Raw genomic sequence first — 20872 nt, forward strand, 5'->3', positions numbered from 1 at the left:
GTCCCGGCCGTCCGGGAGGGCTCCGTGATCCCACCCGAGGACGGCGTCCCGCGCGGTAGGGTCTGCGCCAGCCGGTTCGCGGCGGGAACAGTGGGGGGAACCGCTGATGCCTCAGTTGGACGAGAAGTTCCGTGCTCCGATCAGACGGATGATGGCGGCGCCGGACGAAGGGGTGCCCTACGCTTCGGACCCGCCGGAGGCGGTGCTGGGCGCCGATCATCACCGCACCATGGCCTCGCTGATCCTTGACGCGCAGGATCGGCTGACCCCTGATCAGGCCGGTGGGCCCGGAGGCGTCGACCTCGAACTGGTCTTCCTGGCCGGCTGCTACCACGCCGCCCGGATGCCGCACCTGCCCGCGGAGGAGCGGCGGTGGGCGTCCCACGCGTTCGAGTTCCTCCTGGCGGTGGTTCGCGAACTGCGCCCCGCAGCGGTGCCCACCCACTGGCAGCGGATGTTCGAGGAGGTGCCGCCGCGGCTGGTCCCGGCCCACGAGATCCTGCACACGGTCAGCACCGCGCTGTTCCTGCCCAGCCTGGAGGCCGGGGACCCGGACGGACTCCTGTGCGCCGCGGCACTCGCGGTCAGCGCCGCGGAGCGGTCGCACGGGACGGAGTCGGAGCCGTATCTCGTCTTCAACCAGGGGACGGTCCTGGCCGCGCTGGCAGACCTGGAGGACGACCCGGACAGTGCGGGGGAGGAGCGGGCCGCCGCCCTGCGGCTGATGCGAGGGGCGCTCGGCGCGGTCCCGTCGGACAAGGCGCCCGAGCGCGAGACGATGCTGGCCGAGATCGCCCGGGTCCAGGCGAAGGTACCGGCCGCGGTCGGACCGGACGACGGTCTGCACGCCGAGATGGGCCGCTACCACCGGGACGGCGACCCGGCGCGACTCGACCGGGTCATCGCCGGGCTGCGCGGCGCCGTCGCCGCCGCCGCGGACGAGCCGGACCGCAGTCGCCGCCGCTTCGAACTCGGCCAGATCCTGCGGGTGCGGTTCGAGGTCAAGGGCGACCTCGACGACCTGAACGAGTCGATCGACCAGCTCGGCACGGCCCTGACCGGCCCGCTCGACCGGGAGATGCGCGCGAGCGTCCGCTCCTTCCTCGCCCTGTCCCACCTCGACAGGTACGTCGAGAGCGAGGACCCGGCCGACCTGGACGAGGCCACCGGCCTCGCCCGCCGGGCGTGCACCGCCGCCACCGCCGCCTCGCCGCAGCACGGGCGACGGCTCACCAACCTGGCAGCGGTGCTGACCGCGCGGGCACGGGCGGGTGACGACCCGGCCGTGCTCGACGAGGCGATCGAGCACCTCAGGCAGGCGGTGGCCGTCACCCCGCCGACCCAGCACGACCACCCGGTCATGCTGATCAAGCTGGCGGTCGCCCTGCGCGAGCGGGCCGGCCGTCCCGGACGGGAGCCGGACCTCGCCACGGCGGAGGCGCTCCTGCGGCAGGTGGCGGGCCCGGCCGCCGACCCCGGGCCGCACGCGCAGGCCGCCCGGCTGGAACTGGGCGAGCTGCTCGCGGAGCGGGGACTGCGCCTGCGGGCCGCCCCCGACCTCTCGGAGGCGGCCGCGCACTGCCGGGCCCTGGCGCTCGCCCCGACCTGGGACATCCGCTCCCGTCTCTACGGCGCCGTGAGCTGGGCGGCGATGGCCGCCCTCCTGGGAGACCTGGACCAGTCCCGCACCGCCTACGGCGTGGCACTGGACGACCTGCTGCCCAAGCTCACCACCCGGGCGCTGGGCCGCGACTCCCAGGAGGCCCGGCTGCGCCTGGTCTACACCCTGGCCAACACCGCCGCGGCCGTGGAGATCCAGGCCGGCCGCCCCCGGCAGGCGCTGGTCCGGCTCGAACAGGGCCGGGGCGTGCTGCTCGCGCAGGCCCTCCAACTGCGCGGCCGCCAGGACGCGCTGCGCGCCGCCTCGCCCCGGCTCGCGGACACCTTCGAGGAGTTGTGCCGGGAGCTGGTCGCACCCCGGCTCGACCCCGAACGGCGCAGGACCGCGGCGGAGGCCTTCGACGCCGTGGTCGACGAGATCCGCGGCCTGCCCGGCATGAGCGGCTTCCACCGCCCGCCGAACTGGAGCAGCCTGAGCGAGGCCGCCGCGGAGGGGCCCGTCGCCGTCGTCAACATCTCGGCCCTGCGCTGCGACGTCCTCCTGCTGCGGCCCCAGCGGGGCCGCACCGTGGTCGAGGTCCTGCCCCTGCGGGACGTCACGGCCGAGGAGGTCGACCGCAGGGCGGAGGCCTTCCGGGCCGCCGTCGCCGGGATCACCGCCCCGGGCGCCACCGTCGCCGACAAGCTCCGGTGCGACCGCGACCTGAAGGACACCCTCCACTGGCTGGGCGCCGCCGTCGTGGGGCCGGTCCTCACGAAGCTGGGCACCGACCGCCCGCACGGGGGCCGGCCGCTGCCGCGGTTGTGGTGGTGCCCGACCGGCTCGCTCGCCCGGCTGCCGCTGCACGCGGCCGTCCTGCCCCGGACCGGGGACGCCGCCGGGGAGGGGCGCGGTCGTCCCGGCCGTCCGGTGTACGCGCAGGACCTGGTCGTCTCCTCCTACGTGCCGACGCTGGGTTCGCTGCTCCACGCCCGTTCCCGGCCGGTGCCGCCCGCCGGCCGCAGGTCGCTGGCCGCCGTCGCCGTGGACGCGGGCAGCGGTGACCGGCCGCTGGTCGGCCTCGACGACGAACTGGCCGCGACGGAGCAGCTGCCCGGGCGCCGCCGCGAACTGCGCGCGGCCGAGGCCACCCCCAGGAACGTCCTGGCGGCGCTGCGCACCCACACCCACGTCCACCTGGCCTGCCACGGAGCCTGGGACGGCGCCGACCCGTCGAACAGCAGACTCCTGCTGCACGGGGGCGACCTGGCGCTGAGCCGGCTCGCGGGGGAGCGGCTGACCGGCGCGGAGTTCGCCTACCTCTCCGCCTGCCACAGCGCGGCACCCGGGGCGCAGCTCGTCAACGAGGCCCTCTCGGTGGCCTCGGCCTTCCAGCTGTGCGGCTACCGGCAGGTGGTCGGGAGCCTGTGGACCGTGGACGACGCGGTGGCGCCCCTGCTCGCCCGCGAGGTGTACCGGCTCCTCGCCGAGCCCGGTGCCCCCGACCCCGCGACGGTCCTGCACCGGGCGGTGGACGCGCTGCGCGCGCACCGCGACTTCGGCGAGCCCCTGTACTGGGCCTCGATGATTCACAGCGGGCCCTGAGGGCCCGGAACGGAGAACGATGAACCGGGACCGGAACCGACGGGCGGCCTTCTGCGCGGCCCTGCCGTTCCTGACGGAGTACCTGACCGCCCAGGGGCGGGCGGAGGAGTTGCGGGCGGCCGTGACGGCGGTCCTGGCCGACACGCCCGTCGACGAGGCGGTGGCCGGACTGGACCTCCCCCGCTACGTGCTGGAGGACACCGGGACGGTGCGCGACGCGGACCCGGGGCCGGCCGACATGGTCATCGACGCGGTGCCCCGCGCCGAGGGGGAGCGGTACTCCTGCCCCGACGGCTGGTGCGGACTGCACGAGGTGCGCGAGCCGGGCGGGCCGATCCCCGCCCAAGGGCGCTGCTGGCTGCGCGACCGCGCCCTCGTGCCGACCAGGGCGTGAGCCGGTGTCCTCCGTGCTCGACGGCCTGGGCGAGAAGCTGGCCGACAAGTGGATCTCCGCCCTGGCCGTCCCGGGGCTCCTGCTGATGGCGGCCTCGGCCGCGGCTGCCGTGCTCGGCCAGACCGACGCGCTGGACCTCGCCGCGCTGCGCGCGCGGGCCGAGCAGGAGGCGGCGCGGGCCGGTGGGTGGTCGACCGTCGCGCAGCTCGCCGTGCTCGGGGCCGCCGTGCTGGGTTCGGTCGCCGTGGGCGCCTTCGTCCGGGCCTGCGCCACGGCGGCCGAACGGGTCTGGACGGGCACCTGGCCCGCTCCGGCCGACCGGGCGGCCACCTGGCTGACCGACCGGCGCAGGACACGGTGGACCGACCTCCAGGACCGGATCACCGCGTTGCGGGAGGAGATGCCGGTACCCGCACCGGGTCACCCGGCGTACGAGGCGAACCGGGCGGAGATCGACCGGCTCACCGCGCTCCGCGACCGGATCGCCCTCGCGCAGCCGCAGCGGCCGACCATGACCGGCGACCGCTTCGCCGGAGCCGGCACCCGGCTGCGCAACCAGTACGGCATCGACCTCGCCGCCGCCTGGACCCGCCTGTGGCTGGTCCTGCCGGACGCCGTCCAGGCGGAGCTGCGCACCTCACGGGCCGGGTTCGGCACGGCCGTCGACGGGACGACCTGGGCGGCCTGCTACCTCGCCCTGGGGCTGTTCTGGTGGCCCGCCGCGCTGATCGGGCTCGTGGTCGGCCTGCTCGCGTGGAGCCGGGGCCGCCGCGCCGCGGTGCTCCACGCCGAGCTCGTCGAATCGGCCGCCGACCTGCACCTGAAGACGCTGGCGGCGGAGTTCGGCCTCGGCGACCCGGCGTCCGCGCGGGACTCCGCGGTGGGCTCCACACCGGACCCGGTACCGGACCCGGCGTCCGCCCCGGTACCGGGCCCCGCGCCGGACTCCACGGTGGATCCCGAGGTCGGCCGGGCGCTCAACCGGATCTTCCGCAAGGGCGCCTGACCCCTTGTCCGGCGCCGGCGGGCGGTAATCGTCGGCCACGCCCTAGTCGCTGAACCAGGCGCGCCCGTCGGCGGAGAGGAACGCCCGCAGGACGAACGCGCCGAGGGCGATGCCGGTCAGGGCGGCGAACGAGCCGGTCGCCACCAGGAGCACGGCGACGGCGACGGACAGCGCCTCGATGACGGCCACCGTGGTCCTGGTCCAGCCCGCCCGGCGCGAGGCGAGGCCGGCGCAGGTGCCGAGCAGCAGGCCGACCAGGACGGAGGTCATCGCGACGAAGCGCACCAGCGCGACCTCGTCGCCCTGGTTGCGGCCGAGGGCCCCGAGCAGCAGCAGGCCCGAGCAGCCGCTGAGCGCGGCGTGGATCCACACGCACACGACCGCCCGCCGGACCGACGTCGGCATCCGCCGCGCGGCGCACTGGTCCGTCATCGCTGACCACCCCCGGTCGTCGAGCGGCCGAGGCAGGTGGCCGGGCCGTACCGGCGAGGATCGGGCCCTGTCCGACGGGCTGTCAATGGAACTGGTGCGTTCCCCGGCGGCTCCGCCGTGGTCCGCCGCTGGTTGCGGCCGCTGTTCCGGGCCCGGGGTTGGGGGCGCGACCCTCCAGTTTGCGCGCCCCCGGCGCCCGGCGTGCGCGGTTGGCCGAAACCGGGGGATCCGGCTCCGTTGTGGCCTCGAACAGTTGACGCGGGGTCAGCTGATCCGCTTGCCTGGTGCCGGCCCGGACACGGAGGGTGACCGATCGCGTTTCGGCCCTTCGCCTCGCCGTGCCGCCGCTCCTGTGCCACCACTGCCACCACCTCACCACTGCTACCACCACACCACTTTCACGACGGAGACAACGTGCGCCTTCGCCTGCTCGCCATACCGCTCGCCGCGGTCGTCGCCCTTCTCGCCCCGAGCGCCCCGGCCCTCGCCGCCGCCGGGGCGGCCGCCACCCCGTCCGACGAGTGCTCCGTGACGGACTACCGGAGCGATCCGCGCCTCGGCCCCGCCGACCTGCCGACCACCGGCCCGGTCGGCCGCGAGCTGATCGGCTACCGGCGCACCGGCGGCCTCCCGGAGGACAAGTTCCTCGCCACCTACTACAGCCCCACCGCCAACAACGGCGGCCCGGGCTGGATCTACCCGCCCGCCAACGGCTACGTCACCCTGCCCGACGGTACCCCGGTCGAGTTCGAGATCACCCTCTACCCGAACCAGCGGATCGACCGCTACGGCAGCGAGTACGGCGCGTTCCTCGCCCCCGAGGGCCTGCCCTATGCCAGCCGCTCGATCCCGCCGCAGAGCCTCGACAGCAACCCCGCCGCGGTCTGCAACTACCACGACTACAGGGTGGTGAAGCCGTTCAAGGTGCACGCCGGCCCGATCGCGCCCTGGTTCGGCCAGCCCGGCTACGGACTGCAGTACCAGCTCGACGCCGCGCTCGTCCCGAACGGCCCGACCCGGCTGAACGTGCTCTGGCTCGTCGACAACGGCTACCTCGCCCGGATCTGACGCCTCCGGCGCGACGGCGGTACGTCTGGGGCCGGGGCGGGCCACCCGGCCACCCGGCTACCAGAGGTCGCCGTCGCGCCAGTCGCACACCAGTGGCCCGTCCGGGTCCAGGGCCACCGTTCCCGGCGGCGGGCCCGGCAGCACGAACACCTCGCCCTCGTCGTCCGGTGTCGGCACCGGGCCGCGCGGTGTCAGCGCGGCGAGCGGCCCGCGCCACCGCTGCCAGCCGCGCGCCGCGTAGAACGCCGCCGCGTCGTCCGCCGCACACAGCGCCCCCAGCTCGTACCCGCCCCGGACCACCGCCTCCAAGGCCCCCATCAGCGCCGCACCGTGGCCGCGCCCGCGCCGGTCCGCGCGCACCACGACGTTCTCCACGTACCCCGTGCGCAGCGCCCGCCCGGCGTGCAGCAGCCGCCGCTGGACCACCGAGGCGTGGCCGACGATCACCCCGCCCTCGCGGACCATCGCGTGCACGCCGCCGAGGCCGTGCTCCCAGTCCTCCTCGGTCATGTCGTCGAACTCCTCGAACAGCAGGGCCCGGACCGCCTGACGGGTCCCGTGGTCCAGGGCGGAGGTGTGCGCGGTGAGGAGTTCGACCATGGCCGGATCGTGGCACGCCCGGGCGGTCGTGGCCACCGGTTTTCGCCGGGTCCGCGACAGTCCGCCGGGCCCGGCGAACGGCCGGGCCGGTAAATCCGTTGCACGGGAGGAGGGCAGGGGATAGGAAGGCCGGATGAGCACCGAAGCGTCCACCGCCCCCGCAGTCCCGCCCACGTTCCCGCAGGCCACGCCCGCCGGACCGGAGGCCGCCGACGGACGCGCGTTCGTCCCGGCCACGCTCGACCTGGGCGACGTCGTCCTGCGTCCGTGGAATCCGGGGCTCGCGGTCCGGGGCGGTGCGGCGGCGAGCCTGACGGCGGCCGCCGTCGACCCGGAGATCGCCCTCTGGAACCCGCTGCGCGCCGCCGACCTGGTGCAGGCCGAGGCCTGCCTCGGCCGCTGGGCCACCGGCTGGGAGAACGGGAGTCTCGCCTACTTCGCGATCCTGGACACCGCCGCCGGGGCGGCCGCTGACGCCGCCGAACTGCTCGGCACCATCGCCCTGCGCTGGACCGACCGGGCCGACGGGCTCGCCATGGTCGGCTACTGGCTGTTGCCGGCCGCCCGCGGCCGGGGCGTCGCCACCCGGGCCACCCGCGCGATCACCCGCTGGGGCTTCGACACCGCCGGCGCCCGGCGGATCGAACTCGCGCACGCGGTCGACAACCCCGCCTCCTGCCGGGTCGCCGAACGCTGCGACTTCCCGCTCGAAGGCACCCTGCGCGCGTCCTTCCGCTTCGGCGACGGCCGCTACCACGACGAGCACCTCCACGCCCGGCTGGCCACCGACGCCGGGCCCGACGGCGGCGGCGACGCTGATGCCGGGTGCGGGGTGCGGGCCTAACCTGGAAGGGCGCGCCATTGCTGGTGCGGAACGGGAACGGTGGGCCATGACGGTCGTCTCGGCGGCACTCTTCGGCGCCGATTGGCGTGGGACGCCACGCGGTGACGTCGAGCTGCCGCGCGAGTGCGCCGCCCGCGGCTGGACCGTGCTGCTGACCGCCCCCGGGCCGGCCGGCGCCCCCGCGCTCACCGTGACCGACCCCGGCCGCGACCCGGTCGGGACCGCGCTCGACCTGGTGGACGGCGAGCCCGCGCACGCGGTGTTCGTCGCCGGGAGCGTGCCCGAGGTACGGGCGGCGCGCCGGGCCGGGGTGACCTGCGTCGCCGTGCTCGGAGTCGGCGCCACCGCGCCCGAACTGCGGGCGGCGGGCGCCGTCGAGGTGCACCGCGACGCCGCGGCCCTGCTGCGCGTGCTGGACGACAGCCTGCTCGCCCGCCCCCGGGCGTTCGGCGACCGCCGTCCGACCGCTTCGACGGCTTCGACGGCTTCCGCCGGCCGGAGCGGTTAGCCCGCACCCCGCCGGGCATTCGCCCGGACGGGAGGACGCCGTCACCGGAAGTGCCGGAGGTGACCGAGATGGACGGACCCGCGTTGAGCGGACGGGAGCGGCGGCTCCTGGACGAGATCGAGGGTGAACTGCGCAGGGACACCCGCCTCGACCGGCGGTTGAGCACCATGGGTGCCAAACGGTCGAGCCGGTGCGGGAGCACGTTGCGCGGCCTCGGCCGCCGGGTGCCGGTCGGTGTGCTGATGACGGCCCTGGTGATGTCGGCGATCTGCCTCAGCGTCGCGGTGCGCAAGCCCACCGCGACCGTGGCGATCGCCTCGGCCGTGGTCTGGATCGGCAGCGTCGCGCTGGCGGCCGGCCTCTCGGCCCTGCTGCGCCACCATCGGCGCGGCCGCGCGGAGACGGCGGACGACCTGCTGGACGACGGGTTCCGCGAGCCGGGGCCCCGCATCCGGCCGGGGGAGCCCCCAAACGGCGGCGGTCGCCGGGAGGAGCGCCGCGACCGTCAGGACCGCCGTGATCGCCGGCCCTGGGACTATCCGGAGATGTGATGACCACCGAACTGTGGGAGTACCGCCCGGGCTCCCACCACGCCGCCGACCTGACGCTCGTCGGCTATGAGGTCGAGGCGACCGACGGCCCGCTGGGCCACGTCGACCAGGACGCCGGGGACCACCTGCTGGTGGACACCCGGCCGTGGGTGCCGGGCGCCCCGGTCCTGGTGCCGGTCGGACTGGTCACCCGGATCGACCACCTGGAGCTCGTCGTCCACCTCGGCTGCCCGCGCGCCCGGGTGTGCGCGGCGCCGCCGCCCGCCGCCGTCGACCGGGCGGCGCTGGACGCGCACGGCGCGGGCTCGACCGATGGGGGCTGAACCGGTGCGGGCCGGGCGCCGGACGGGGTGATCCGGATGCAGTTCGTCGTCCTCACCGGCCGCACGGTGGCCTTCCTGGTGGCGCCCGAGGGCGCCGAACAGAGGGAGCTGACGTCCTGCTGGCAGGCGGTCGCCGAGGCGGGCGGCACACCCCGGCTGGTGTCCACCCGGCCCGGCCGCGTGCAGGCGTTCCGGCACCTGGACCGGGCGGACACCTTTCCCGTCGACGACGTGGTCGGCGTGGTGGAGCCGGGCGACTACGACGCGCTGGTCCTGCCGGGCGGGGTCGCCAACCCCGACGCCCTGCGGCTGCACCGGGCCGCCGTGGCCTTCGTCCACGAGCTGGCCGCCGCCGGCCGGCCGGTCGCGGTGATCTGTCACGGCGCGTGGACGCTCATCGAGGCGGACGCGGTGCGCGGCCGCACCCTCACCTCGTGGCCGAGCATCCGCACCGACCTGGTCAACGCCGGCGCCTACTGGGTCGACGAGCCGGTCCACGTCTGCCGGGACGGGCCCGGCGTGCTGGTCTCCGGCCGGCGGCCGGCCGACCTGCCGGCCTTCAACGAGGCGTTGGTGACGGAGTTCGCGCACGCCCGCCCGGCCAAGGGTCCGCACCCGCCGTGGCCCGTCGCCCACGAGGCGGCCCCTTCCCGGCACACGGCGGCGGGACCGGCACCGGGACCGGCACCGGGACCGGGATCGGCGTCGGCAGCGGAGGGGGTCAGCCGAGGAAGCGGTGGACCGGTGCCAGGCTGACCGGCAGTTCGTCGCTCACGTCGATGGTGTGGACGTAGGTGACCTTGGTGCGCCGTTCGTCGGTCGGATCGAAGAACCGCACCATCACGTCCTGGCAGTCGGAGCCGCTCCGGCAGTACGGGCTCCTGGCCACGGTGATCGTGTCCAGCGCGTAGAGGTCGGCGGCGTCGGGGGCGGGTGCGCCGGGTACCCGTCCGGCGGAGAGCAGACCCTCGCCGAGCAGGCCGCCGGTCAGGACGGCCTCCGTCACGGCGTGGTTCAGCGCCCGCTCGGCGGCGCTCCGGCCGCGGTTGCGAAGGTGGCGGTACACCTGGTCGAGCAGTGCGCGGACGTGCTCGGCCACCCGGTCGCGGTCGCGGGCGGGCCGGGGCTGCCAGGCGTCCTCGGCGACGGCGTCCACGGCGCTCGCGATCAGCGGGGTCTCCGTCCAGCGGGCCAGTCCGACGGCGCTCACCCGGACGACCGGCACGACCTGTCCGGAGAACAGCCGCGCGGAGCGGTCGGTGAGCCGGCCGGGCACGGTGAGCCGGGCGATGCGGCCCGGGTCCCCGGCCGGGAGCGACTGGCCGAGCAGCGTGTCGCGCAGCGCCCGGTGGACGGGGTGCACCGGAGGCGCGGCGGTGATCCGGCGCAGCAGCGCGAGCCGTTCCTCGTCGCTCCCGTCCGGCTCGGTGCCGGGGAGCGGGCCGGACCAGTCCATCGCGACGGCGGGTTCGGCCTCCAGGGCGTAGACCGCGGTGCTGTCGACGGTGAGCGTCCAGGTCAGTCCGGCCGAGGCCCAGGGGCTGCGGACGAGGTGGTCGTGCAGCTGCCGGACGTCCCCGAGGTCCGGGAGCGGTCCGCCGGCGGTTCCGCCCAGCTGACGGCGGAAGCCGTCGCGGCGGGCCGGCGAGCGGAAGTCGACGCCGATCCGGCCGACCGCGTAGACGGTGTCGGTGTCGGTGGTGGTGTCGGTGTCGGTGTCGGTGTCGGCGGGGGTGGAGGTGCGGTCCATGGTGCGGGGCTCCCTTGGCGTGCGGATCCGGGCTCAGTCGCCGCGCAGCCGGACGAAGAGCGCCGTCGGGGGCCGTCCGGTCACGGCCACCTCGGCGCGCAGCGGGGCGGCGAGCGGCCGGACGGAGCCGTACTGGGGATCGTGGACAGGTGCACCGAGCCGCCCGGCCGCCGCCTCCGCCACCTGCCGGGACTGCGGTGGTGAGAGCGGCGGCGAGGAGAGCAGGACCCGGCCGTCGTCCAGTTCCAGGACCACCGCCCGCGGCCGGGCGGGCGGCCCGGTGACGGCGCGCACGGTCGCGTCCACGGTGTCGCCGCGCCGGTACTTCACCCAGACCCGCCCGGCGCCGCGGGCCCGGTACGGCGAGCCGGCCGCCTTGCAGACCAGCCCCTCCACCCCGGTGTCGGCGAGCCGTTCCATCCAGGTCAGCGCCTCGGCCCGGTCGGTGGTCGCCAGGACCGCCTGGACCGGCGGCGGGACGTCGGCCAGCGCGGCCAGCAGCAACCGCCGCCGGTCGGCCAGCGCCAGCCCCCGGACGTCCCGGCCGGGCAGGGCCAGCACGTCGAAGGCGACCAGCCCGAGCGCCACGTCCTCGGCGGCCCGGGCCCGGCGGGTCCGCAGCAGCTCCTCGAAGGCGAACCGGCCGCCGTGCCAGGCGACCAGCTCCGCGTCCAGCACCAGCCCGGCCGGCAGCCGGGCGACGGCGGCGGCGATCGGCGGGAACTCGGCGGAGAGGTCCCGCCCCGAGCGGGACTGCAGGAACGGCGGGCGCGCCGGCCCGCGGGCGAAGGCCACGCAGCGGAAGCCGTCCAGCTTCAGCTCGTACACCACCCCGGACCCGCCGAGGCCGTCCGCCGGTGGGACGGCGGGTACGGCGGCCGGGCGCATCACCTCCACCGGCGGTTCCAGGACCACCGGTCCGCGGGCGGCGGGGCGCGCTGCCGGAGGCGCCTTGCCCGCCTTGCCCACCTGGCCTGCCTTGCCCGAGGCAGCGGCCGGGGGTGCCGTGCGGGGCGGGCGAGTCGTGGTGGCGGCGGGCAGGGGGCGGGCGCGCGCCGGGTCGAGGAGGGGCGCGAGCAGGTCACCGTGCGCCGCCAGCCGATCGGGGACGTCGGCGATCGTGAACACCAGCTCCTCCGCCGACCCGGCCCCGTCCAGCTCCGCCCAGGACAGCGGCGCCGACACCGTCGGCCGCTGCTGCGCCCGCACGGTGTACGGCGCGGCCGTGGTCTTCTTCGCCGCGTTCTGCGACCAGTCGACCAGCACCCGGCCGGTGCGGCGGGCCTTCGCCATGGTGTGCACGACCAGCTCCGGGCGGGCCGTCTCCAGTTCGGCGGCCAGGTCCTTGGCGTAGGCGGAGACCCGGGCGCTCGGCGTCGGCTCCAGCGGCACCAGCAGATGCAGGCCCTTGCCGCCGGAGGTCTTCACCCAGGCCTCCAGGCCGTCCGCGGCGAGCCGTGCGCGCAGCAGGGCGGCCACCGTGCGGCAGGTGAGCACGGTCGCCCCCGCGCCCGGGTCGAGGTCCAGCACCAGGCGGTCCGCCAGCCCGGGCGCGGCGGTGTGCCACTGCGGCACGTGCAGCTCCAGACAGCCCAGGTTCACGAGCGCCAGCAGCGCGGCGCCGCTCTCCAGCACCACCTGCCGCAGCTCGCCGCTGCTGCTCGGGACTTCGGCCGTCCGCACCCAGCCGGGGGTCCCGGGGGGCGGGTTCTTGGCGATGAAGACCTCCGCCGCCACGCCGTCCGGAGTGCGCAGGAAGGACACCGGACGGTCGTGCAGGTGGGGCAGCAGCGCGGCGTGGACGGCGGCGTAGTAGCGCAGCACCTCGCCCTTGAGGGTGCCGGTCTGCGGGTAGTACACCTTGTCCAGATGCGAGAGCGCGAGCGTGCGCCCGTCGACCACCATCTGCGGCATCGCCGCCTCCGAGGCTGCGCGTCCCGTCGCGGCCAGTCTGCCCTCGGTGCGGGTGCGGCGCGAGCCGTCCCGGGCCGAGGGGGTCACGGCCCGAGCAGGTCCAGGGCGGTGCGGATCAGCGTGTCGTCGGTCTCCGGTGCACGCGTGCCCGCCAGTCCGGAGCGGAACAGCGAGGCGCCCTCGATCAGCATCACGAACACCCCGGCCCGGGCCCGTCGCTCGGCCTCCGACAGCTCGGGCCGGCGCAGGGCGAGGAACCCGGCCAGCTGCTCCCGGTAGTCGTCGTAGAACCCCCGGACGGCACCCGCCACGGCCGCGTCCCGGGCGGCGAGCGCCCACACCTCGGCGAACAGCCGCACCAGCCGGGCGTCCTCCTGCTCGGCCAGCAGCGCCGCCACCACGGCCGCCTCGGTGGTGCCGGTGGCGTCGAGGGCGGGGACGTCGGGGGCGAGCAGCGGGGCCAACCGCTCCGCCGACCGCCGCAGCACCCGCTCCAGCACGGCCGCCACCAGGTCGGCGTGCGTGGGGAAGTAGTACTGGAGGTGGCCGAGCCGGACCCCGGCCGTCGCCGCCACGGCCCGCATCGTCAACTCCGGCCCGCCCTCGGCGACCAGCACCCCCTCCGCCGCGTCCAACAGGGTCTCCCGCCGCTCCGCCCCCTTCCGCCCGCGCGCCCGCCCCGGTGGCGTCCGCGCGGGGTCGCCGGCCGGGTCGTTCGGGACGGCGGGGTTGTTCGTGGCGGGGCCCTCGGGTGCGGTGCTCATGCGGCAGCATTCAAGCCCGTGGCGGGGCGGATGTCGACCGTGACGCCGAGGGCGGCCAGGGCGGGCAGGACCTCGCAGGGGCGGGGCGACTGTTCCGGGAAGGAGACCCCGGCCGGGGCCGGGGCCGATCCGTCCGTGCCGAGGGCGCGGCGGAGGGCGAGCAGGCCGCCGACGGCGGTCAGGTGGGCCTGGCCGGCGCGGTCCTCGACGACGGCGGCGAGGCTGCGGCCGCCGTGCGTGACGTCGATCCGCAGGAGCGCGGTGCCACCGTCGCCGGGGGAGTACAGCAGGGCGCGACGGGCGGACTCCCAGCGCTCGCCCCGGCCCCAGCGGAAGAAGCCGGTGTGCTTGGCGGCCAGCAGGGCCCGGGTGCTGAGGCCGGAGCTGAAGCCGATCCGGGTGGTGGCGGTGCCGGTGCCGAGGGTGAGCGGCAGGGTGAACTGCTCGGGCGTGTCGATCCGGGCCACCCGGGTGGGGTGGCCGCCGATCCTGACGGTGCCCGCGTCGCTCAGCGGGGCGACCGTGCGGCGGCGGCCCTCGCGGACGACCTCGTAGTCCAGCCCCAGCCGGTCCATGAACTCGACGGAGTCCGCGCCGGCCCGGTCGGCGAGGTCCCAGCGGATCGCGGTCTCGACCCGGTCCGCCCCGCCGAGCCGCTCCGCCAGCGCGGCGGTGACCAGGCTGACGACACCGCCCATCCAGGCGGAGGAGAGCAGCACCGGGGCGGTGGGGCGCAGCAGGGCGGCCACGGTGGCGGCCCGCTGGAGCCGGGCGGTCCAGCGGGTGATGTCGGCGTACGGCACCCCGCCGGTGGCCGCCGCCCGCAGCACCCGGTCGTCCGGGTCGTTGACCACGCCCACGACGGCGCTCACCGCCGCCTCGAACGGTGCCGGGTCGGCGAGGTCCCAGCGGCGGACCGCCGCGTGCGGGGCTCCGCCGAGGTCGCGGACGAGTGCCGCTCCCCGTTCCGCGGAGCGGCCGGTGAGCAGGACGGGGTGGTCGGCCGCCACCAGGCGGGCGAGTTCGGTGCCGACCGTCCCGTAGCCGCCGACCAGCAGGACGGGGCCCTGCGGGTCGTGGGTGAGCGTGTCGACGGCGGAGAGGGCTGGGGCGGGGATGTTCGGTGAGGTGGTCATGCGTAGAAAATAGGTCACCTGACCTAAAAATCTTGTCAAGGTGCCGGGCCGGTCACCAGGGCGTGGGCGTCCGCGACCAGGTCCTCGATCCGCTCCCAGTCGAGCGGCGCCACGTCGAGGCGGACGCCGACCCAGCCCCGGTGGCCGACGTAGGGCGGGCGGAAGAACCGCTCCGGCTCCTCGGCGACCAGGAACTCCTGCGCACCGGCCGCCGCCGGGCACCAGAACGCGAGGTGGTCGTCGTGGTGGTGGTCGGCGAGCATCACGAAGACCCGCGCCCGGCGCCCGGCGCCGGCGAACCAGGTCGGCTCACCGTGGCTGACCCGCTCGTCCGCCCCGGGCAGTGCCAGGCAGATGCCCCGCAGCCGCTCCACGGTCGCCGGTCCGTCGCACGGTGCCTCGTCGGACGCGGAACCGTCCGTCCCGGCGGGCCGCACGGCTCAGTCCGTCGAGGGGCGCGGCGCGCCCGGGTAGGTGCCGAAGTACCAGTGGTTGCCCTCCGGATCGGCGGCGGCGAAGTCGCGCGAGCCGTAGTCCGTGTCGAACGGCGCGGTGGTGATCCGAGCCCCGGCGGCGAGCGCCCGCGCGTGCAGGGCGTCCGGGTCCGCCGTGACCACGTACGCGCTGAACGTCCCGGGCCCGCCCGGCCAGGGTTCGCCGCCCTCGGGCGTCGGCCGGTCGGAGCCCAGCATCACGCCGCCGCCCTCCGGCCAGGCCAGCTCCGCGTGGGCCACGAACTCGCCCTCGCCGTAGGCGACGACCTCCTCGAAGCCGAACGCCTCCGACAGGAAGCGGATCAGCGCGCGGGCGTCGCGGGCCCGCAGACTCGGCCAGACCTGCGGTGGGGGCGTCGTGCCTCCGGGCGCTCCGGTGCTCGTGCCGTCGGTGCCCGTGTCGTCGGTGTCCATGGCGGGTGCCTCCTTCTTCTCGTGGCGACCGACCCCGGAAGGGCGCCGGGTCGGACCGCCGTCATGCCTCCCACTCTGGCGCGGGCCCGGTGGCCCCGCCTTGGACGTTTCGGAACTTCGCCGCGTCCGGCCCCTCCTCGGCGAGCCAGGTGCTCGGCGCGCACCCGGCCAACGCGCGGAACTCACGGGCCAGGTGGGCCTGGTCGGCGTAGCCGCCGCGCGCCGCGAGCTCCGCCAGCCGGGGTGGCGGGCCGGGCGCGGCCAGCAGCCGGCGGGCCCGGTCGAAGCGGACCACCCGGGCGGCGGCCTTCGGGCTGAGGCCGGTCTCCCGGCGGAACCGGTTCAGCAGGTGCCGTTCGCTCCATCCGGTCTCCCGGGCGAGCGCGGCCACCGGCAGGGCCCCGCCGCTGCGCCGCAGCGCGGACCAGGCCTGGACGACCTCCGGCGGCACCTGGCCGGAGGGGCGCGCGAGCCGCAGCAGTGCGCCGTCCAGCACCGCGAACCGCTCCGGCCAGTCGCGGGCCTCCAGGACCGCCTCCCGCAGGTGGGCGACCGCCGCCCCGAGCACCGCCTCGGCCGGGACGTCCAGCCCGGACAGCTCCCCGGCGGGCAGTCCGAACAGTGCCCGCGCCGCGAGCGGGTGGACGGCGAGCTGGATGCCGGACTGCCGGCCGTCGTGGCTGATCAGGGCCGGCGCGGTGTGCAGGCCGCCGAGCAGCGTGGCGTACCGGCCGGGCGGCTGACCCGGGTCCGGGTGGGCGGCCATGGTGAGCGGTTCGTCCAGGGTCAGGATGAAGGTCAGGTACGGGGACGGCAGGCCGCGGTGCAGGGCGGGTGGCAGGCCGCGCAGGCGGTAGCCCGAGTACCAGGCCACATACGGACGCAGCGCCGTCACGGGCCGCACCCGGACCGCCTCGTCGACCAGGTCGTGGCCGGCCGTCGCCGTGCCGGGCGGTGCCCCGGCGAACTCGTCCGTCACGCCCCCAGTATCGGTCCGTCGCATCGCCCGCCGCAGCGGCCGGGCCCGTTCCCGGCCGTGTTCCCGTACGGCGCGGCGGTGACCGCGGGTAGCCCCGGGCCCGATGCGCTCGCGGACCGTCGGCGGCGTGCATAGCGTGGGAACACCGGACCCACCGGTGCTCGGGGGGACGACCCTGAGGAGGAGTTCCCGTGACCACTGCCCGAGACATCATGCACTCCGGCGCCCAGTGCGTCGGCGCCGAACAGAGCCTCGCCGACGCCGCCCGGATGATGCGCGACATGAACGTCGGCGCACTCCCGATCTGCGGTGACGACCAGAAGCTGAAGGGCATCATCACCGACCGCGACATCATCGTCCGCTGTATCGCGGAGGGGATGGACCCGGCCGCCACGAAGGCCATGGAACTGGCCGGCCACCTGCACTGCGTCCGTGCCGAGGACGGCATCGACACCGTGCTCGGGAAGATGGAGCAGCACCAGATCCGCCGCATCCCGGTGATCGACGGCGACCGGCTGGTCGGCATGATCAGCGAGGCCGACCTGGCGATGGGCCACCGTGAGGGCCAGCGCCTGACGGACCAGCAGATCGTCGACTTCATGGACAGCGTCTACATGAAGCGCTGACGCCTTTCCTCCCGGATCTCCCGGGCCTCCCGGACCTGCCGGACCTCCCGGGGCGGGGTGAGCAGGCCCCGCCCCGGGAGGCCGCCCGCCCGGGGTCGCGCCGGGTGCGGGCGACCCGGTCTGATGAACTGACTCAACGTCAAAACACTTTTCCGTACTGGTGTTCACTCCTCGGTGAACCGGACACCGATGAGTCTTTCGGTCGGGGAGGGGAGGCGGCCGGGAATCCGGGTACAGTCCCCGGCGGTGGTCGGGACCGGCCCGGTCGACACTGGGGAGGACGGATGGAACAGCGCGTCGTGCGGTGGATCCCGCCCGTGCTCTACACGGTGGTCCTGGCCGCCGGCTTCTACCACGCGGCCGTCGCCGCCGAGGAGTTCGGCGGTGCCCGGCTCGCCGTCTTCGCGGCGGGCCTGCTGGCGCTGTTCGCCCTGGAGGCGCCCGGGCCGGGCCGGGCGCCGGCCGCGCGGTTGCCCGCGGAACTGCTGCTGGCGGCGCGGGTGGTGCTGTTCACGGCGGTCGCGGTGGTGGACGGCTCCGGCGTGTCGCGGGCGCTGTTCGTGCTGCTGCCGTTCACCGCGTACCTGGCCTTCGGGCGGCGGGCCGCGCTGGCCTGGGCCGCCGGGTGCGTCGGGCTGCTGCTGACCGGCCTGAGCGTCCTGGTGCCGGGCTGGTGGGTGCGGCCGGCCTACGTGTCGGACGTGCTGATGTTCGGCCTCGCGCTGGCCCTGGCGCTGGCGATGGCCGGGGCGGCGGTCCGCGAGCGGCAGGCGCGGGCGTGGCTCGAGGAGTCGTACGAGCGGCTGGCCCGCTACGCGGAGCGGGTCGCCGAGTTGGCCACGGCGGAGGAGCGCGCCCGGGCCGCCGGGGAGATCCACGACAGCCTCGGCCGCCATCTGACGGCCGTCGGCGTGCACTTGGAGCAGGCCGAGGTGTTCCGCGGGCTGGAGCCGGAGGCCTCGGCGCGGGCCCTCGCGACCGCGCGCCGGTCGGTGGGCCGGGCGCTCGCGGAGGTCCGCGAGTCGGTGAGCGTGCTGCGCGAGGTCCGTCCGTTCCCGCTGGTGCGCTCGCTCACCGAGCTCGTCCGGTACCTCGGCGACGACCGGTTGGCGGTGGAGCTGACCGTCACCGGCGACGAGTCGGGACACGACGCCGGGACGCTCACCACCCTCTACCGTGCCGCCCAGGAGGCGCTCGCCGGCGCCCGTCGGCACGGCCGGGTGACGCGGGTGGAGGTCCGGCTCGCCCTGGACGGTCCGGCCGCCCGGTTGACCGTCACCGACAACGGGAGGGGGACCGCCCGGGGCGCCGAACCGGGCCGCGGCGTACGCGGGATGCGCGAGCGGGTGGCGCTGCTCGGCGGCCGGGTGGACATCCTGGGCGGGGCCGGAAGCTCCGGGGGCGTGGCCGTCACCGTGACGGTGCCCCGCCGTCCGCCCGCGGGAGTCTCGGGCGCGGCAGCCGCGACGGCCGTGACCGGGTGGGTGACCGGCTGAGCCCCGGCGCCCGCGTGCTCGACGGCAGTCCGCGCATCGGCCAGTCCGCGCATCGGCCAACCCGCGCAACGGCCAGTCCGCCCGACGGTGAGCGGGCGCGGTGCCGAGGGCCACTCGGCACCGCGCCCGCCCCGATCAGCATCCGATCAGTACCCGATCGGAACCCCGATCAGCAGGTGAGCACCGGCGCGGCCCAGTCGGCGTGGTCGCTGTTGGTGCCGTCGCCGCCGTCCGTGACCACGAGCCGCAGCTCGTTGGCCCCGGCCAGCGCCGCCGTGAGGTGCTTGACCCCGGAGGCGGCCGTCATCCGGCCGCTGTCGGCGACCTTGGTGCCGTCGGCGTAGATCTCGAAGGAGACCGAGCCGCGGCCCTGCGCCTCGGCGTCCACGCCCACATCGGTGCTGAGCGCGGAGCAGGAGCCGCCGAGGTAGTAGACGATCTCGCTGAACGCGTTGACGCCCAGGCCCTTCGGGTACGTGGCGTTCCCGATGGTGATCGTGGAGCCGTCATGCGCCTGGTTGTCGCCGTTGCTCATGTCCCGCTCCACCGGGCCCCAGCTGTTGCCGGCGGAGGACCAGGCGACGTCGGAGAGCTGGTGGGTGCCGGCGGCCGGGCCGTCGCCGCAGGCGATCCGGACGTTCGCCCAGTCGGCGTGGTCCCAACTGGTGCCGTCACCGCCGTCGGTGACCACCAGTCGCAGCTCCTGGGCCCCGGTGAGGTCGGCGGTGAGCCGCTTCGCCGCGTCCCGGCCGGTGACCGGACCGCTGTCCGCGGCCTTCACGCCGTCCTTGAAGACCTGGAACACCACCGAGCCGTTGCCGTACGCGTCGTCGTCGATCCCCACGTCGGTGACCAGGTTGCGGCAGGTGCCGCCCAGGTGGAAGCCGATGTCGCTGGGGGCGTGCACCCCCAGGCCGTAGCTGTACGGGACGCCGCGGACGGTGATGGTCTGCCCGTCACCGGCCAGGTGGTCGCCGTTGGTGCGGTCGCGCTCCACCGGGCCCCAGAAGTTGGACACGGAGGTGAACGGCAGATCGCTCAGCCGGGTCATCCCGGTCGGCGGGGAGACCGGCGAGCTCGGGGTGACCCGGAACATGGCCGTGCCGTGCCCCGGCACGACCGCGCTGATCGTCCCGCTGCTGGTGGAGGTCTGCTTGGACCACAGGTCCCTGACCGCGTACGACGCGGCACCGCCGATGCCGACGGCCTGCGCGCTGGTGCTGATGGTGGTGTCGTAGGAGCCCTCGTTGGTGAGGGTCACCGAACGGCTGCCGTCCGCCAGCGGCTTGCTCATCACCACGAGCCCGTTCTCCCGGGAGACCACGGTGCCCTGCCGGCCGAGCGGGTCCTGGTCCACCGCGATGACGTCCCGGTTGGTGAGGATCTCCAGGGTCTCCGGCTCGGCGGTGCGCAGGTCGGTGCCGATCATCAGCGGGGCGGCCATCTGCGCCCAGAGGCTGAAGTGGGTCCGGTACTCGGTGCCGGTCATGCCGCCGTTGCCGACCTCCAGCATGTCCGGGTCGTTGAAGGCGCCGGGCTTGGCGTAGTTGGCCAGGCCCTGGTTGGCCTGCGCGATGGAGATCATGCTCTGCCAGGTGTCGCTGATGTCACCGGTGGTGCGCCAGGAGTTGCCCACCGGCTGCGCCCAGTTCCACGGCCCGGTGCTGCCCCACTCGCAGATGCTGTAGAGGATCGGCCGGCCGGTCCGCTTGAGCGCCTCGCCCATGGTCCGGTACCGGGTCTGCGCGTCGGCGCCCTGGTTGTGGCAGTTGTCGTACTTGAGGTAGTCGACGCCCCAGGCGGCCCACTGGTCCGCGTCCTGCTGCTCGTGGCCGAGACCGCCGGGGAAGCCCTTGACGTCGCAGGTGTGGCTGCCGGCGCTGGAGTAGATGCCGAACTTCAGCCCCTTGCCGTGCACGTAGTCGGCCAGCGCCTTGATGCCGTGCGGGAAGCGGACCGGGTCGGGCACGAGGTTGCCGGCGCCGTCGCGCTCGGGCAGCGCCCAGCAGTCGTCGAGGTTGACGTACCGGTAGCCGGCCTCCTTGAGGCCCTTGCTGACGAAGATGTCGGCGATGCTCTTGATCATCGCCTCGTTGAACTGGTCCCCGCAGTAGGTGGAGTTCCAGTTGTTGAAGCCCATCTGCGGGGTCAGGTTGAGGCCGTTGTCGAGGGCCGCGGCCGGTGGCGCGGTGGCGAGCTGGAGCCCGACGGTGAGGGCGCCGCCGCCGGCCATCAGGGTGAGCGCGGTCAGCGCGGCCGCGAAGCGGCGGCGTGGTCGGGCATCGGGGGTGCGCACGTGTCCTCCAGATGAGAGAGCCGAAAGGGCGGGCGGGCCAGGGGAGTTGGCCGAAGTCATGGGGCGGGGAGG

20 protein-coding genes and 1 pseudogene are annotated in these 20872 nt (G+C 75.7%); 11 read left to right on the forward strand and 10 right to left on the reverse strand.

Translation table 11 applies throughout. The features are described from left to right. Positions 1 to 106 precede the first annotated feature (106 nt). The 3 genes from ACFCLZ_RS34325 to ACFCLZ_RS34335 are packed head-to-tail and all read left to right on the forward strand — an operon-like array spanning position 107 to position 4605. A complete protein-coding gene (locus ACFCLZ_RS34325) occupies positions 107 to 3205 on the forward strand; it encodes a CHAT domain-containing protein (RefSeq protein WP_380281799.1) in 3099 nt (1032 codons plus the stop codon). A gap of 19 nt (positions 3206 to 3224) precedes the next feature. After that, positions 3225 to 3599 carry a hypothetical protein gene (locus ACFCLZ_RS34330; protein ID WP_380281800.1) on the forward strand — a complete coding sequence of 125 codons (375 nt, stop codon included), beginning with the start codon at positions 3225 to 3227 and terminating at the stop codon, positions 3597 to 3599. 4 nt (positions 3600 to 3603) lie between these two features. After that, positions 3604 to 4605, forward strand: coding sequence for a hypothetical protein (locus ACFCLZ_RS34335; protein ID WP_380281801.1), 1002 nt, complete (start codon positions 3604 to 3606; stop codon positions 4603 to 4605). 42 nt (positions 4606 to 4647) lie between these two features. Here ACFCLZ_RS34335 and ACFCLZ_RS34340 read toward each other — a convergent pair whose 3' ends face one another. Further along, on the reverse strand, positions 4648 to 5037 hold the full coding sequence (locus tag ACFCLZ_RS34340; RefSeq protein WP_380281802.1) for a hypothetical protein: 390 nt from the start codon (positions 5035 to 5037) through the stop codon (positions 4648 to 4650). Between the two features lie 414 nt (positions 5038 to 5451). On the opposite strand from ACFCLZ_RS34340, the gene ACFCLZ_RS34345 reads away from it, so the two are divergent. After that, positions 5452 to 6105 carry a TNT domain-containing protein gene (locus ACFCLZ_RS34345; protein WP_380281803.1) on the forward strand — a complete coding sequence of 218 codons (654 nt, stop codon included), beginning with the start codon at positions 5452 to 5454 and terminating at the stop codon, positions 6103 to 6105. A gap of 57 nt (positions 6106 to 6162) precedes the next feature. Here the strand turns inward: ACFCLZ_RS34345 and ACFCLZ_RS34350 are convergent, their stop codons facing one another. Beyond that, positions 6163 to 6705 (reverse strand): GNAT family N-acetyltransferase, encoded by a 543-nt coding sequence (locus tag ACFCLZ_RS34350; protein WP_380281804.1) that lies wholly within the window; start codon positions 6703 to 6705, stop codon positions 6163 to 6165. Positions 6706 to 6838: 133 nt separating this feature from the next. Between ACFCLZ_RS34350 and ACFCLZ_RS34355 the strand changes: the two genes are divergently transcribed. From ACFCLZ_RS34355 to ACFCLZ_RS34375, 5 genes and pseudogenes are all read left to right on the forward strand, one after another. Beyond that, a complete protein-coding gene (locus ACFCLZ_RS34355) occupies positions 6839 to 7549 on the forward strand; it encodes a GNAT family N-acetyltransferase (RefSeq protein ID WP_380281805.1) in 711 nt (236 codons plus the stop codon). Positions 7550 to 7595: 46 nt separating this feature from the next. Beyond that, positions 7596 to 8057 (forward strand): hypothetical protein, encoded by a 462-nt coding sequence (locus tag ACFCLZ_RS34360; protein WP_380281806.1) that lies wholly within the window; start codon positions 7596 to 7598, stop codon positions 8055 to 8057. Between the two features lie 68 nt (positions 8058 to 8125). After that, positions 8126 to 8608, forward strand: coding sequence for a hypothetical protein (locus ACFCLZ_RS34365; protein WP_380281807.1), 483 nt, complete (start codon positions 8126 to 8128; stop codon positions 8606 to 8608). Continuing rightward, the gene (locus tag ACFCLZ_RS34370; RefSeq protein WP_380281808.1) at positions 8608 to 8931 is read left to right on the forward strand and encodes a PRC-barrel domain containing protein; all 324 of its coding nucleotides are present in this window, start codon (positions 8608 to 8610) and stop codon (positions 8929 to 8931) included. Before ACFCLZ_RS34365 ends, ACFCLZ_RS34370 begins: the two co-directional genes overlap by 1 nt. A gap of 36 nt (positions 8932 to 8967) precedes the next feature. Further along, positions 8968 to 9525 (forward strand): annotated as a pseudogene (locus ACFCLZ_RS34375) (type 1 glutamine amidotransferase domain-containing protein); the annotation flags it as partial. A 127-nt stretch (positions 9526 to 9652) separates the two neighbouring features. On the opposite strand, the gene ACFCLZ_RS34380 reads toward ACFCLZ_RS34375, so the two are convergent. The 7 genes from ACFCLZ_RS34380 to ACFCLZ_RS34410 all read right to left on the reverse strand — a co-directional run bounded on the left by ACFCLZ_RS34380 (position 9653) and on the right by ACFCLZ_RS34410 (position 16382). Next, positions 9653 to 10681 (reverse strand): hypothetical protein, encoded by a 1029-nt coding sequence (locus tag ACFCLZ_RS34380; RefSeq protein ID WP_380281809.1) that lies wholly within the window; start codon positions 10679 to 10681, stop codon positions 9653 to 9655. 33 nt (positions 10682 to 10714) lie between these two features. After that, positions 10715 to 12682, reverse strand: coding sequence for a non-homologous end-joining DNA ligase (gene ligD / locus ACFCLZ_RS34385; RefSeq protein ID WP_380281810.1), 1968 nt, complete (start codon positions 12680 to 12682; stop codon positions 10715 to 10717). Beyond that, entirely contained in the window at positions 12679 to 13359 is a 681-nt protein-coding gene (locus ACFCLZ_RS34390) for a TetR/AcrR family transcriptional regulator (protein ID WP_380281811.1), read from the reverse strand. The genes ligD and ACFCLZ_RS34390 overlap by 4 nt, the downstream gene beginning before the upstream one ends. Next, a complete protein-coding gene (locus ACFCLZ_RS34395) occupies positions 13356 to 14495 on the reverse strand; it encodes a saccharopine dehydrogenase (protein ID WP_380281812.1) in 1140 nt (379 codons plus the stop codon). Before ACFCLZ_RS34395 ends, ACFCLZ_RS34390 begins: the two co-directional genes overlap by 4 nt. Positions 14496 to 14530: 35 nt before the next feature. Then, positions 14531 to 14869: an MmcQ/YjbR family DNA-binding protein gene (locus tag ACFCLZ_RS34400; protein ID WP_380281813.1), complete on the reverse strand. Its 339-nt coding sequence runs from the start codon at positions 14867 to 14869 to the stop codon at positions 14531 to 14533. A gap of 66 nt (positions 14870 to 14935) precedes the next feature. Further along, entirely contained in the window at positions 14936 to 15403 is a 468-nt protein-coding gene (locus ACFCLZ_RS34405; protein WP_380281814.1) for a VOC family protein, read from the reverse strand. Between the two features lie 61 nt (positions 15404 to 15464). Next, on the reverse strand, positions 15465 to 16382 hold the full coding sequence (locus ACFCLZ_RS34410) for a helix-turn-helix domain-containing protein (RefSeq protein ID WP_380281815.1): 918 nt from the start codon (positions 16380 to 16382) through the stop codon (positions 15465 to 15467). Between the two features lie 191 nt (positions 16383 to 16573). Here ACFCLZ_RS34410 and ACFCLZ_RS34415 point away from each other — a divergent pair, with 191 nt between their 5' ends. Then, on the forward strand, positions 16574 to 17008 hold the full coding sequence (locus tag ACFCLZ_RS34415; RefSeq protein WP_380281816.1) for a CBS domain-containing protein: 435 nt from the start codon (positions 16574 to 16576) through the stop codon (positions 17006 to 17008). Between the two features lie 284 nt (positions 17009 to 17292). Next, positions 17293 to 18504, forward strand: a complete 1212-nt coding sequence (locus ACFCLZ_RS34420; protein WP_380281817.1) for a sensor histidine kinase — start codon at positions 17293 to 17295, stop codon at positions 18502 to 18504. Positions 18505 to 18673: 169 nt separating this feature from the next. Here the strand turns inward: ACFCLZ_RS34420 and ACFCLZ_RS34425 are convergent, their stop codons facing one another. After that, on the reverse strand, positions 18674 to 20737 hold the full coding sequence (locus tag ACFCLZ_RS34425) for an NPCBM/NEW2 domain-containing protein (protein ID WP_380286372.1): 2064 nt from the start codon (positions 20735 to 20737) through the stop codon (positions 18674 to 18676). Positions 20738 to 20872 lie beyond the last annotated feature (135 nt).

Origin of the sequence: Kitasatospora purpeofusca (assembly GCF_042691725.1) — a bacterium.
GTDB lineage: Bacteria > Actinomycetota > Actinomycetes > Streptomycetales > Streptomycetaceae > Kitasatospora > Kitasatospora purpeofusca_B.